Here is a 12,815-nt window from a genome sequence, read left to right on the forward strand (position 1 = left end):
TGCAGATCACTGTGCGCCCGACAATGCCTTGGCTACACTGCGGCATCTTCACTTCATAAGCTGGTAGACATGATTCGCTTGATTATGTGGATTGCCTTGGTCATGGCGATCATCTGGTTGTTCAAACGCGCCACAAAAAGGCCGGCCGCCAGGCCCAGGGCCGCATCGCCTGAGCCCGACGCTGCACCGATGGTGCGTTGCGCGCAATGTGGTGTGCATCTCCCGCGCGACCGCGCCTTGAGCCAGAACCAGCAGTGGTATTGCACCGAAGCGCACCGGCTGCAGGGCCCCGCCGCCCGTGACCGCTGAAAGCCTGTCGCTGGCAACCCCGCAGGCCCAGCGCATTCTGCGGCTGTACCATCTTTACCGGCTCAGCATCGGCATCCTGCTGGTGCTGCTCATCTCCAGCAGCCTGGACGCCGAGCTGCTGGAGCTGGCGGACATCGAGCTGTTCCGCACCGGTTGCTGGCTGTATCTGGTGTTCAACATTCTGGTCGTCGTGCTGCTCGAACGGCCCAGCCGTCAGGGCCAGCTGTTCACGCTCGCCATGACCGACACGCTGATGCTCGCTGCCCTGTTCTATGCCGGCGGCGGCGCGCCGAGCGGCATCGGTAACCTCATCGTCGCGTCGGTGGCCATCAGCAACGTGTTGCTGCGCAGGCATACCGGCCTGTTGATCGCGGCGGTTTCGGCGATCGGCATCATTTACCTGACGTTCTATATCAGCTATCACAAACCGGCCGCGTCCAACCACTTCGTTCAGGCAGGCTCGCTGGGCGCATTGTGCTTTGCCGCTGCGCTGCTGGTGCAGACCCTCGCCAGTCGCCTGCAGGTCAGCGAGGACATTGCCGAGCGTCGTGCTGCCGACGTCGACAATCTTGAAGAGCTCAACGGACTGATCCTTCAGCGCATGCGCACCGGGATTCTGGTGCTGGACTCCAACCGCGAAGTACTGCTCGCCAATCAGAGCGCGTTGAACCTGTTGGGACACGAGCGTTTGCTGGGCGAGATCATCGACGCCTACTCCCCGCAACTGGTCGAGCGTCTGCGCCAGTGGCTGATCAACCCCACGATGGTCCCGCGCAGCATTACCACGTCTGCCATCGGCCCGGTGCTGCGTCCCGGGTTCGTTGCGCTGACCCGTGGCAGCCATCGACACACGCTGGTGTTTCTCGACGACCTGTCGCAGATTTCCCAGCAGGCTCAGCAACTCAAGCTCGCCGCGCTGGGCAGGCTGACGGCCGGTATCGCCCACGAGATCCGCAATCCGCTGGGCGCGATCAGCCATGCGGCGCAGCTGCTGGGCGAGTCCGAGGAACTGAGCGGGGCGGACCAACGTCTCAGTCAAATCATTCAAGATCAATCACGACGGATGAATCTGGTGATCGAGAACGTTCTGCAGTTGTCTCGTCGACGTCAGACCGAACCTCATCTGCTCGATCTCAAGCAGTGGCTCGAACACTACGTCGAAGAGTTGCGCGGCAGTCTGCCAGCCGACCAGACCGTGCATCTGGACATCAGTCCCGGCACGCTGACAACGCGCATGGATGCCGAGCAACTGCAGCAAGTGGTGACCAACCTGGTGCAGAACGGGTTGCGCTACAGCGGCCAGTTGCACCAGAACGCTCAGGTCTGGCTGCGGCTTTTCCATGCGCCCTACAGCGAGTTGCCGAGCCTGGATGTCATGGACGACGGCCCAGGCGTTGCCGAAGAGCATCTGACGAAGATATTCGAGCCCTTTTTCACCACGGAGAGCAAAGGGACCGGCCTTGGCCTGTACCTTTCGCGCGAGCTGTGCGAAAGCAATCAGGCGAGCCTGAATTACACACCCCGGCAAGGTGGCGGAAGCTGCATGCGAATCACCTTTGCCCATCCGTTCAAATTGAGTTGAGCATGAGCCCACGGCAAAAGATCCTGATCGTCGACGATGAGCCGGACATCCGCGAACTGCTGGAGATCACTCTGGGGCGGATGAAACTGGACACGCGCAGCGCCCGCAACGTCAAGGAAGCGCAGGACTGGCTGGCGCGCGAGGCGTTCGATCTGTGCCTGACGGACATGCGCTTGCCGGACGGCAACGGCCTGGAGCTGGTGCAACACATCCAGAAACGCCATACGCAGGTCCCGGTGGCGATGATCACCGCCCACGGCAGCGTCGACACCGCGATTCAGGCCCTCAAGGCCGGCGCCTTCGATTTCCTGACCAAGCCTGTGGACCTCGGCCGTTTGCGCGAATTGGTCAGCAGTGCGCTGCGCTTGCCCAAGGCACCGTCGAATGACACGCGCCTCGATCATCGTCTGCTCGGCAATTCGCCACCGATGCAAGCGCTGCGCAAGCAGATCGGCAAACTGGCGCGCAGTCAGGCACCGATTTACATCAGCGGCGAGTCTGGCAGCGGCAAGGAGCTGGTCGCGCGTCTCATCCATGAGCAGGGCCCTCGGGTCGAGCAAGCATTTGTGCCGGTCAATTGCGGAGCGATCCCAACCGAGCTGATGGAAAGTGAGTTCTTCGGGCATCGTAAAGGCAGCTTCACCGGCGCCCACGAAGACAAACCCGGTCTGTTCCAGGCAGCCAGCGGCGGCACGCTGTTTCTCGACGAAGTTGCCGATCTGCCACTGGCGATGCAGGTAAAACTGCTGCGCGCGATTCAGGAGAAATCCGTCCGCGCCCTGGGCGAGCAACAGGAACAGGTGATCGACGTTCGTGTCCTCTGCGCCACGCACAAGGACTTAAGTCTGGAAGTGGCGGCCGGTCGCTTCCGGCAGGATTTGTATTATCGGCTCAACGTGATCGAACTGCGGGTTCCGCCGCTGCGTGAGCGTCGCGAAGACATCGAAGAGATCGCCAACAATGTCCTCAGGCGTCTGGCCGAAACCGCAGGCGACGCCCCTGCCCGGCTGCCGCCTCACGCACTGGCAGCGCTGAAAGGCTATCGCTTTCCCGGTAACGTGCGCGAGCTGGAAAACATGCTCGAACGCGCTTATACGCTCTGCGAAGACGACCAGATCAACACCGAAGACCTGCGCCTGGCCGAACCCGCCAGCACGCAGTCCCAGCCCGGCCCCAACCTGTCGGACATCAACAATCTGGAAGATTACCTCGAAAGCGTCGAGCGCAAACTCATCCTGCAGGCCCTGGAAGAAACCCGCTGGAACCGTACCGCCGCCGCGCAGCGCCTGAACCTCACGTTCCGATCAATGAGGTACCGCCTGAAGAAGCTTGGTCTCGAGTGAATCGGCCTTTCACGACGGGGATTTGATCGTTCCCAAAAAGGGTATGGTCGTACCCTTTTGGGAACGATCCATCAGCTCAAAGGGGGCAATGACCACTGCATCGAACACCTAACCCTGCAGCCGCGCTGCCGGCGCGTAGGGTGATGGGTCGATGATCGGAGTGTCGCCCAACAGCAGGTCGGTAAGCAGTTGGCATGAGGCGGGGGCGAGGACGAGGCCATTGCGGTAATGCCCGCAGTTCAGCCACAGGCCTTGATGGCCCGGCACCGGCCCGATGAAGGGAATGCCATCTGGCGAGCCGGGCCGCAGTCCTGCCCAATGCCCCACCACTTCGGCGTCGGCCAGCGCGGGGAGCAGTTCAACGGCTGAAGCCATGAGGCTGTGCAGGGCATTTTCGGTGGGCGTCTTGTCGTATCCCTCATGCTCGAGGGTGCTGCCGACGAGGATGTGACCGTCGCGACGCGGAATGGCGTAGCGGCCCTTGGCGAGGATCATGCTCGGCAGAAAATCAGACGCGCATTTGTAGAGAATCATCTGGCCCTTCACGGGTTCGACCGGCAACGCGAGATCGAGCCTGGTAAGCAGATCGCCGCTCCAGGCGCCCGCTGCCAGCACCACGCTGTCGGCGAGGAGATCGCCTGCGGCGGTGCTCACGCCGATGACTCGCGTGCCGTCGCGGACAAAATCACGGACTTCACATTGCTCATGCACCACGACATTGGGCAGCGCCAGCAATGCGGCCTTCAGGGATTTGACCAGCCGCGGGTTGCGCACATTGGCAACGTCGGCCATGTGGACGGCGCGCGAATAGCCGCCACCCATCACCGGAACGGCGTCATACACCGCCGAGATGTCCACAGCGCTCAACGGCCGGTTCTGCCGGGCCGCCCAGGCCAGCGCTTCTGCTTCGTCATCCAGATCGAGCCAGTACAGCCCGGTCTTGTGCACTTCGGGATCGATACCGGTCGAATCCGCCAGTCGCTCGGCGAGCTGCGGGTAAAAGTCCTGCGACCAGTGCGCCAGTGCCGTCACCGCCGGGCTGTATCGCCATGGATAGAGTGGCGAAACGATGCCGCCGCCCGCCCATGAAGACTCCCGCCCTACCCCGCTGCGCTCGAGCAAGGTGACGCTCGCGACCCGGGAAGCCAGATTGAAGGCGGTCAACAGACCGATGACGCCGCCGCCGACGATAATCACGTGTTGCCTGGACATGCTGAACTCGATCATCAAAAAAAGTGAGCGCTGTTATCGTCTGTCGAATAGTCGTCGACATGACTCAAGAAATGCGAAAAACGGACGCTATGCCACTGGTCTGGCGAATAACTCCAGACATCCACTACATAGCGACTTCCAACCTGAGTAGTATCACCATATTTCGAACGAAAAACGGAATTTCCTTTATGGATTTCAGCTCCGGGCTCTCGGGTCCACCTACGCGCCTGAATTTGCGTCGCAGCTGTCAAGGTCCTGACAAGGGCAGTAGCCACGGATTCACCCTGATCGAGTTGATCGTGGTGGTCGTGATCGTGGCCATTTTTGCGGGGATGGCAATGCCGAGCTTTTCGAGCCTGCTGCATCGCATGAACGTTCGGGCGGCGTCTGACGAGCTTTACGACTTGCTCCAGTACGCGCGGTCCGAGGCAGTGACGCGCGGGGCGAGAGTCACTGTGAGCGCGCCGGTCAACACCACGGAAATCAGTGTGGTCACCGGCACCGTGACGCTCAGAAAAGTCGGTAGCGGCGGGCTGCAGACGGGCGTCGCGATCAGCTCCGCAGTGAACAGCGTGGACTTCACGACCACCGGAACCGCATCAACGAACGCCTGCTTCCAGATCAACTACCCCACCGATTCATCGACCACCTCGCAGTACGTCACGTTGCTCACCAGTGGCCGGATTTCGCCTCCCACCGCCACCAAACCGAGTGGCTGCTGATGATGATCTCAGCACCGAGCCGCAACGCCGGGTTCAGCATGATTGAAGTGCTGGTCAGTCTGATCATCATCGTCATCGGCGTACTGGGCATGGTCGCGCTGCAGAGCAAAGCCATTCCATACACGCAAGATTCGGTACAACGCAACGCCGCGATCATGCTGGTGGACGATCTGGTCGAAATCATCCGCAGCGCGCCAGCGGACTGCACGGACGCGAACTCATGTCTCAAGGCTCCGGGCGCACCGTTCCCGGCTGCCGCGACCAAGTGCATCCCGACACCGGCCACCCTCTCAGAACAGATTGGCTGTTGGGCCATCCGGGCTGGAGCCACGCTGCCCGGTGCCGATACCTTACTGGCATCGAACTTTTATATCTGCAAAACCCCTACAAAAGATAACGCCGATAATGTCGACGCCTGCACGACCTCCAGCGCGACTAACACCGAGCTTCAGATCCAGGTGGCCTGGACCGTGAAGAACGAGGCTGAATGCATGTCCGGCAGCTCATCGACGATCGCTGGTACCTGCACTTACCGATTGAGGACGCGCATCCGATGATCTCAGCAGTCCTGCGCAGCCGGCAGAAGGGTCTGTCGCTGATCGAGTTGATGGTGGCCATGCTCATCGGAATGTTCCTGATTCTGGGGGTCACGCAGATTTTCATTTCCAACCAGCGAGCCTACCTGTTTCAACAAGGTCAGATGGGCAACCAGGAAAACGGCCGTTTCGCCCTTGCGATCCTGAGCCAGGAGCTGTTGAAGGCCGGCTATCGCAGTAATCTCGGCGCCAGCATTCCCGCAGACGCCACGCTGAGCGGCTGCACATTCCCGGCGGGCGCTGCGGTGGTTGCGCTGTCGGATACATCGCTGTGCATTCAGTATCAGGCGACCAACAAGCTGGACGTGACCTGCCAGGGCGGTGTGTTGGCGAACGCCGACAAGGACAGCATCACCAGCCCTTACTCCGCCAGAACAGTGCCCTCGACGACGCGTCCAAAAATCGTCGAGAAGATCGCTTTCGTTGCCGGAACGGGAACCGATAACGGTGCCATTACCTGCACCAGCGGAACCACGACCCAGCAACTGGTCAGCGGGGTCAAGGACCTGCGTTTCGAATACGGTTCGGGCGCCGCGGATTCAAAAACCGTCAGCACCTTCAGTACCACACCGACCGGCACGATCGCAGCGGTGCGCTACAGCGTACTCATGCAAAGCCCCGGCACCTCGATGATCCGGGACAACACCAGCGTTGTCTCGCCCGCGCTCAAGGACTGGAACGGTCGCTACGGCACCACCTACGCCGATGTGAACAGCATTTATCAGATCGTGCAGGGAACCATCATGATCAGGAACCAGATGCAATGAGGCGCTCGATCCGCTTCGTCATGCAGTCGAACCGCAGCCAGACCGGCGCGACGCTGCTGGTGGCAATCATGATGCTGCTGATCATCACCCTGCTGGCACTTTCGAGCATGCGCGGGGTGTCGCTCGAGTCCCGGATCACGGGCAATCTCAGGCTGCAGAAAACCCTGACCAACGCTGCCGAAGCGGGGCTGCGGATCGGTGAGCAGAGCATCAACCAGTGGCAATGTTCGGTGATTGCAGGCAACCCCAATAAACCCTGCATGGCCATTCCCACCACGCTGGTCAATGGCGACTATGCGCCCGCCTTTACGGCGGCGAATACGGCGAATATCAATCTGGTGACCACCTACCAGAACAACGAATACACCGGCGCCAACGTCGAAGTGGAATGGTATGTCACGGATTTGAAACTGCTCGACGGGCAGGCCCAGAACAACTGCGCGTTGCTGACCAAGGACTGCGGCCGACATTATTACGAAGTCACCGCCTGCGCATCGACCGTACGCTGCTCCAGCGATACTTCGACCCAGCGCGTCATCCTGCGATCCGTTTTTGCCGTGTCCGACTCATGAGTGCATACCTGATAGCGAACAACCATGAATAAGCCAAATCCGCTCAGCAGTTTCATCGTTGCCATGGCCTGCCTCCTGCTTTTGCCGACCGCAGCCCGAGCCGCCGTCAGTCAGGTGCCGGCGCAGCTGCCGCTGTTCGTCAACAACTCGGTGCCGCCGCTGAACATGCTGGTGGTCGGGCGCGATCACAAACTGTTCTTCCCGGCGTACAACGATGCGTCGGATCTGGATGGTGATGGCTCGATCGATATTCGTTACAAGCCATCGATCACTTATCTGGGCTACTTCGACTCGCTGACCTGCTACACCTACAGCAACAACTATTTCACTGCCTCGTCTAAAACGACAGTCGCCAACCTCAAAAAATGCCCGGGAAGCTGGAGCGGTGATTACCTCAACTACCTGACGACTTCCCGCGTCGATGCTCTGCGCAAAGTGCTGTATGGCGGCTATCGCAGCACGGACAGTACAAGCCAGACGATTCTGCAGCGCGCGTACATTCCCACCGACGCTCACACCTGGGGCAAGGAATACCGCAGCCCGACAGTGGACGGCTACAACCTCTCCGACTACACGCCTCTGTCCAACCCGACCGGCAGCAACTACACGCTGTTCGCCAACAACACGCAATCCAGCGTCCCGCTGCTGCGCGTGCTGTCCAACGTCTCGAACATCCGCATTTTTGGCTGGGTTTCCCGCGAAGTGACCCAAGGGGGTTCCTACGCCACCAACACCAGTTTCCAGGACGTTTTCGTTTCGCCAACGGACTATCGGGTTCGCGTCGAGGTGTGCAAGACCGGTTTTATCGAGAGCAACTGCAAGCTGTACCCGAACGGCAAATACAAACCTACCGGCATCCTTCACGACTTCGGTGAAGGCAATCAGATGTACTTCGGCCTGATGACCGGGACTTATCAGAACAACATCCAGGGCGGCGCGATTCGCAAGCCCATCAGCAGTTTCTCCAACGAAATCGACGCTTCCACCGGCATCTTCAACGACACCGGGATTGTGGGCACGCTCGATGACCTGACGTTTTCGTCCGGTTGCAGCACGTCCGGCAACACCATCACTAACTCGAACTGCCCGAACTGGGGTAACCCGCTGGCAGAAATGATGTTCGAAACCATGCGCTACTTCAGCGGCGCGACGACACCGACCAGCGGCTATCTGTCCGGCGCGGCGGACACGTTGCTCGGTCTCAGCGGCCTGACTTCCTGGACCAACCCATACTCGGCCACGCCCAGTGCCGACGCCACGACGCCAACCTACCCAAGCTGCTCCAAACCGTTCGAGACGCTGTTCAGTGACGTGAACCCGACGTATGACTCCGATTTGCCCGGCAGTGCATTCAGCTCGACCGCCTCCCCAAGCGCGACGACGGCCCTGAACAAGCTGAACGTGCAGACGCTGGGCCAGACGATCTGGAACAACGATGTAGGCTCGGGCAGCAAGAACGTCAACATCGGTGAGACCGTCGGCATCAATGACACGGCGCCCACTGCAAAAGCCGCTGCAAGCCTGGGTAACATTCGCGGCCTGCCGGAAGAGCCGACCAAACAGGGTACGTTCAACGCCGGTGCGGTCGCCTACTATGCCAACACCAATCCGATCACCTCGCTGGGCAACCAGAAGGTGCAGACCTTCTCCATCGCACTGTCCTCGACACTGCCGCGCATTCAGATGCCGGTCGGTACCGGCACCATCACGCTGGTACCTTTCGGCAAGGTGACCAACGGTGTCACCGAGCAGATTACCGGCTTCTATATCGACTCGATGTACAACATGCCGGGCCAGCCGACAGATAAGACCATCAATGAGGGTCGTGCCCAGGCCGTGTTTCGGGTCGTGTTCGACGATTGCGGTCAGGGTTGCGACTACGACATGGACGCTATCGTCCTGTACACGGTGGCCGTCAACGCATTGGGCAGTGTCGATGTGACGCTGCAGACCGCTTACTCGGTGTCAGCCGCCGAGTCGCACATGGGCTACACCATTTCGGGCACGACCAACGACGGCATCTACCTTGAAGTCACCGGCGGTGGTAACGGCAACCAGCACTACTCGCTGGATACGCCAGGCACCCGATTGCCGGGGGACTGTGCGCCCAGTACGGCTTGTACAGGAACGAGTGACCTGCTCCCGGGACGCAACGGCTCGAACGGTAGCCTTTTCAACCCGACGCGCAGCGATACCCACCCTCGCCGATTCACAGCGTCCTCTTCCCGCGCTGTTACCAACCTGAAAGACCCGCTGTGGTACGCAGCGAAATGGGGCGGCTTCGGAGACGCCAACAACACCAGCAGTAGCCTGCCGGTCAGCGGCCAATGGGATTCCAACACCAGCGGAACGCCGGACAATTATTTCCTGGTGAGCAACGCTGCGACGTTGAAAGACCAGCTTTCGTCTGCGTTCAACCAGATTCTGCAGAAGAACAGTTCGGTTGCCACGCCTGCCGTTTTACCTAAGCTGGGCACCGAAAACTCTTCATCGCGGTATCTGAACAGCCTCAACGTCGCGACCTGGAGCGGAGACCTGATCAAGACCACGATCACTTACACCACGACCAATCCCACCGGCAGTACGGTCCAGAACTGGGTCGCTTCGCAGCAGGTTCCAGCCTGGAACCAACGCAACATCCAGATGGCCAATCAGGCAGGCAATGCCCTGCAGCCATTCACGTACACCAATCTGGGAAACCGGACCTACGCCGACATTGCGCTGCAATCGACGCTGACGTCCGACCAGGTCGACTTCATCAAGGGCGATGTCAGTAAAGCCACGTCGACGTATCGTCGGCGCGCCTCGTTGATCGGCGACCTGGTGAACTCTTCGCCGGTGGTGGTCACCGGCGCGCTGTACGATGCATCCGTCGCCGACACGCTGAATGGCACCGTTGGCACCACCAGCAGCTACACCGCATTCAAGACCAGTCAGAACGATCGTCGGGGTCAGATCTATGTCGGCGCAAACGACGGGATGCTCCATGCGTTCGATACCGCGACAGGCGTTGAGAAGTTCGCGTTCATTCCATCGGCCGTCATCCAGAATCTGAGCACCCTGACGAACAAGGACTACAACAGCAACTCCGCGCTGCACCGTTACTACGTGGACGGCACCCCAGTTGTCGCGGACGTTTACATCTCAGGCGCCTGGCGCACCATTCTGGTCGGCACGCTGGGGGGCGGCGGACGTGAAATCTTCGCGCTGGACATCACCAATCCGGACAGCATCAGCCTGCTGTGGGAGTTCACATCGGAGAACGATGTCGACCTCGGCTCGACCTTTTCGACCCCCGTGATCTCGCGCTTGCACACCGGAGAATGGGCCGTCATCGTCGGCAACGGCTACAACGGCAACAATGGCAACGCCTCGCTGTTCGTCCTCAACGCCGCCACGGGCGGGGTCGTCAGCAAACTGACCACTTCGGTAGTAGGCAACAACGGTCTGTCATCGCCCGTGGTACTGGACGCCAACGCGGACGGTATCGCCGACTACGTCTACGCCGGTGACCTGCTGGGCAATCTGTGGCGCTTCGACTTGATCGGTTCATCGCTGGTCGCCAACGCGACAGCGGCCAACTTCAAGGTGGCATTCGGTAACAAACCGCTGTACACCGCCACCGTCAGCGATGCTTCAGGTGCAGCGGTGCAGTCGATCACGGCGGCACCTACCGTCGTGGCTCACCCCTCCTCTGCCGGGACGATCGTCATCTTCGGCACAGGCCGTTATTTCACTTCGGCGGATAAAACCAGTACGGATCTGCAAACGCTTTATGGGATCTGGGACAAGCAGACAGCCGGCGCAGCCGCCGCTTCCACACCGGTCCTGGCCAGATCAAGCCTGCAACAACAGACAATCACTTCACAGGTCAATAACGCGGTCTTCGGCTCGGCGACCAACAACATCCGCCTCGTAAGCACCAACCCGGTGGACTGGACCACCAAGTCCGGCTGGTACCTCAACCTGACCGTCAACAACGCCTTGTTGGGCGAACGCATGGTGGATCCGCTGAGTATCAGCGGCAGTGTTCTGTTCGCCTCGACCCGTACGCCAAGCACCGATGTCTGCAGCCCTGGCGTCAGTGGCTGGGAGTACGGTCTGGACCCGACCACCGGTGGCAGGACCACTTTCACTGTGTTCAACCTGCGTCGTAACGGCACCATTTCGACGGCCGACAATTACAACGACAACGTGGTGAGTGGCATCAGCATGGCAGCTGGCGGCGTGGCTATCAGTTCCACGGGTGATCAGAAAACATCGACGCCTTCGGACGGCGATTCGATCATCGTCAACACCGGTACGGGCTACGTCGGTCGTCAGAACTGGCGCGTCATTCCTTATCCTGCGCAATGAGGCAGTATTCAATGCATCGTTCAAAACACTCGCAACGCGGTTTCACCCTGATCGAGCTGATGATCACCGTCGCCATCGTCGCGATTCTGGCGACCATCGCGTATCCGGCTTATACGAAATATGTAATACGCGGATATCGGTCTGAAGGAATGGCGATGCTCACTGACGCAGTTGCCCGTATGGAGCGCTACTATGCTCAGAACAACAGTTACGCCGTGCCAGCACCGGCGCTGGAGAAAATCGGAATCACGAACGCCAACTCGATTAACAACAAGTACACTCTGAGCTTTTCCGGCACCCCCACTCCCACGACTTACACCCTGCAGGCGACGCCGATTAATGCCCAGACTGCCGACAGCTGCGGGACGCTGAGCATCACCCAGGACGGCACCAAGACTCCAGCTGACTGTTGGAAGTAAGGCAGCTAACGCCCCCAACAACCCTGCACACTGGCACCGCCCGACATCCCCTCATTATCGCGCCTGCCCGTGTTATCCAGCACGAAGCTCGCGCAGCGGTCGCCAGCCATCGGCGTGCCCGCAATCGGTCGGGCCGTAAGGACGAAAGCGCGCTCGGAGCGCTCTGTCTCGATGGCGTAAAACCGGTTGCCCACGGAGGGTTGATGGCTGAAAGCCGGCGGCCCCGTGACATCGGAATACTGCCCTGCCCGTGAGTGAAATCGCTCAAGCTTCTGCGCTTCGTCCACCAGCAAGGCGGCGATCTCGGTGCGACGCGCCTTCTTGCTGTACTCGCTGTACTGCGGATAAGCCACCACGGCGAGAATTCCGATGATGGCGACCACCACCAGCAGCTCGATCAACGTGAAGCCTCTGCTGCACACAGACATTGTGCCTCCCCTCATCGCCGTTGCCGCCACATGATGCGGCGCTGCTCGGTGTGCACGCTCTCCAGCACGGTTCGCGACGAGCCCTGAAGGCCCACGGCGGTGACGCGGTACAACGTCCACGGCCCTTCTCCTGGCGCCACGCCTGCCGGAGTGTCAGTTTTGCCTAAGTGCTGAATGCCATAGAAGCCGCCGTTCGCCGCAACCCACTCTATGCCGGACCCACCGGCAGAACCGCCACTGACCAGCGTCAATGCCTCTGGCGGCGGCAAACAGCTGGCGGCAGTCGAGCATTGCTCACGCTCGAAACCGGGTCGGGTGACCGTGGCCTCGGCAATCCGCAGGATTGCTTCGGCGGACTGGAACGAGGCGACGTTCAGTCTGAGGCTGCCCGCGACCTTCTCCTGAAGCGTGGCGTTCTGCATCGACGACGTCGCCAACAGCGTCAGCATCAGCAGAAACACCAGACTGACGATCAATACGACGCCCCGTTGGGCACGCATCTTCAAGCC

The 12,815-nt window shown here is 60.3% G+C and carries 12 protein-coding genes; 9 read left to right on the plus strand and 3 right to left on the minus strand.

Translation table 11 applies throughout. The features are described 5' to 3' along the window. The first annotated feature begins 69 nt into the window (after nucleotides 1–69). From BMZ10_RS16930 to BMZ10_RS16940, 3 genes are read left to right on the plus strand one after another with little or no spacing between them, the layout of a single operon-like run. On the plus strand, nucleotides 70–309 hold the full coding sequence (locus BMZ10_RS16930; protein ID WP_093464672.1) for a PP0621 family protein: 240 nt from the start codon (nucleotides 70–72) through the stop codon (nucleotides 307–309). Next, nucleotides 299–1,891, plus strand: coding sequence for a two-component system sensor histidine kinase NtrB (locus tag BMZ10_RS16935; protein WP_093464675.1), 1,593 nt, complete (start codon nucleotides 299–301; stop codon nucleotides 1,889–1,891). Before BMZ10_RS16930 ends, BMZ10_RS16935 begins: the two co-directional genes overlap by 11 nt. 2 nt (nucleotides 1,892–1,893) lie before the next feature. Beyond that, a complete protein-coding gene (locus BMZ10_RS16940; protein ID WP_093464678.1) occupies nucleotides 1,894–3,234 on the plus strand; it encodes a sigma-54-dependent transcriptional regulator in 1,341 nt (446 codons plus the stop codon). Nucleotides 3,235–3,342: 108 nt separating this feature from the next. Here the strand turns inward: BMZ10_RS16940 and thiO are convergent, their stop codons facing one another. Next, nucleotides 3,343–4,446 (minus strand): glycine oxidase ThiO, encoded by a 1,104-nt coding sequence (thiO, locus tag BMZ10_RS16945; protein WP_093465587.1) that lies wholly within the window; start codon nucleotides 4,444–4,446, stop codon nucleotides 3,343–3,345. A 188-nt stretch (nucleotides 4,447–4,634) separates the two neighbouring features. Here thiO and BMZ10_RS16950 point away from each other — a divergent pair, with 188 nt between their 5' ends. The 6 genes from BMZ10_RS16950 to BMZ10_RS16975 are packed head-to-tail and all read left to right on the plus strand — an operon-like array spanning nucleotide 4,635 to nucleotide 11,878. After that, nucleotides 4,635–5,168 carry a GspH/FimT family pseudopilin gene (locus BMZ10_RS16950; RefSeq protein ID WP_177182147.1) on the plus strand — a complete coding sequence of 178 codons (534 nt, stop codon included), beginning with the start codon at nucleotides 4,635–4,637 and terminating at the stop codon, nucleotides 5,166–5,168. A 2-nt stretch (nucleotides 5,169–5,170) separates the two neighbouring features. Next, the gene (pilV, locus tag BMZ10_RS16955) at nucleotides 5,171–5,725 is read left to right on the plus strand and encodes a type IV pilus modification protein PilV (protein ID WP_093465589.1); all 555 of its coding nucleotides are present in this window, start codon (nucleotides 5,171–5,173) and stop codon (nucleotides 5,723–5,725) included. Continuing rightward, complete coding sequence (locus tag BMZ10_RS16960; RefSeq protein WP_177182148.1) at nucleotides 5,722–6,531, plus strand: PilW family protein; 810 nt, start codon at nucleotides 5,722–5,724, stop codon at nucleotides 6,529–6,531. The genes pilV and BMZ10_RS16960 overlap by 4 nt, the downstream gene beginning before the upstream one ends. Then, complete coding sequence (locus BMZ10_RS16965; RefSeq protein ID WP_256214524.1) at nucleotides 6,528–7,103, plus strand: pilus assembly PilX family protein; 576 nt, start codon at nucleotides 6,528–6,530, stop codon at nucleotides 7,101–7,103. The genes BMZ10_RS16960 and BMZ10_RS16965 overlap by 4 nt, the downstream gene beginning before the upstream one ends. A gap of 24 nt (nucleotides 7,104–7,127) precedes the next feature. Next, nucleotides 7,128–11,459, plus strand: coding sequence for a pilus assembly protein (locus BMZ10_RS16970; protein WP_093464686.1), 4,332 nt, complete (start codon nucleotides 7,128–7,130; stop codon nucleotides 11,457–11,459). An 11-nt stretch (nucleotides 11,460–11,470) separates the two neighbouring features. Then, the gene (locus tag BMZ10_RS16975; RefSeq protein ID WP_093464689.1) at nucleotides 11,471–11,878 is read left to right on the plus strand and encodes a type IV pilin protein; all 408 of its coding nucleotides are present in this window, start codon (nucleotides 11,471–11,473) and stop codon (nucleotides 11,876–11,878) included. A gap of 5 nt (nucleotides 11,879–11,883) precedes the next feature. On the opposite strand, the gene BMZ10_RS16980 is transcribed toward BMZ10_RS16975, so the two are convergent. Both BMZ10_RS16980 and BMZ10_RS16985 read right to left on the minus strand, forming a co-directional pair. Next, nucleotides 11,884–12,306: a type IV pilin protein gene (locus BMZ10_RS16980; RefSeq protein ID WP_093464692.1), complete on the minus strand. Its 423-nt coding sequence runs from the start codon at nucleotides 12,304–12,306 to the stop codon at nucleotides 11,884–11,886. A gap of 11 nt (nucleotides 12,307–12,317) precedes the next feature. Then, nucleotides 12,318–12,806: a pilus assembly PilX family protein gene (locus BMZ10_RS16985; protein ID WP_093464695.1), complete on the minus strand. Its 489-nt coding sequence runs from the start codon at nucleotides 12,804–12,806 to the stop codon at nucleotides 12,318–12,320. Nucleotides 12,807–12,815 lie beyond the last annotated feature (9 nt).

Origin of the sequence: Pseudomonas sp. NFR16 (genome assembly GCF_900108875.1) — a bacterium.
Lineage (GTDB): Bacteria > Pseudomonadota > Gammaproteobacteria > Pseudomonadales > Pseudomonadaceae > Aquipseudomonas.

Bases quoted from the DNA above. Each gene is read 5' to 3' on its own strand.
- BMZ10_RS16975 (WP_093464689.1), top strand. From the start codon at position 11,471: ATGCATCGTTCAAAACACTCGCAACGCGGTTTCACCCTGATCGAGCTG.
- BMZ10_RS16970 (WP_093464686.1), top strand. From the start codon at position 7,128: ATGAATAAGCCAAATCCGCTCAGCAGTTTCATCGTTGCCATGGCCTGC.
- BMZ10_RS16960 (WP_177182148.1), top strand. From the start codon at position 5,722: ATGATCTCAGCAGTCCTGCGCAGCCGGCAGAAGGGTCTGTCGCTGATC.
- BMZ10_RS16980 (WP_093464692.1), bottom strand. From the start codon at position 12,306: ATGTCTGTGTGCAGCAGAGGCTTCACGTTGATCGAGCTGCTGGTGGTG.
- pilV (WP_093465589.1), top strand. From the start codon at position 5,171: ATGATCTCAGCACCGAGCCGCAACGCCGGGTTCAGCATGATTGAAGTG.
- BMZ10_RS16940 (WP_093464678.1), top strand. From the start codon at position 1,894: ATGAGCCCACGGCAAAAGATCCTGATCGTCGACGATGAGCCGGACATC.
- BMZ10_RS16985 (WP_093464695.1), bottom strand. From the start codon at position 12,806: ATGCGTGCCCAACGGGGCGTCGTATTGATCGTCAGTCTGGTGTTTCTG.
- BMZ10_RS16930 (WP_093464672.1), top strand. From the start codon at position 70: ATGATTCGCTTGATTATGTGGATTGCCTTGGTCATGGCGATCATCTGG.
- thiO (WP_093465587.1), bottom strand. From the start codon at position 4,446: ATGTCCAGGCAACACGTGATTATCGTCGGCGGCGGCGTCATCGGTCTG.
- BMZ10_RS16965 (WP_256214524.1), top strand. From the start codon at position 6,528: ATGAGGCGCTCGATCCGCTTCGTCATGCAGTCGAACCGCAGCCAGACC.
- BMZ10_RS16950 (WP_177182147.1), top strand. From the start codon at position 4,635: ATGGATTTCAGCTCCGGGCTCTCGGGTCCACCTACGCGCCTGAATTTG.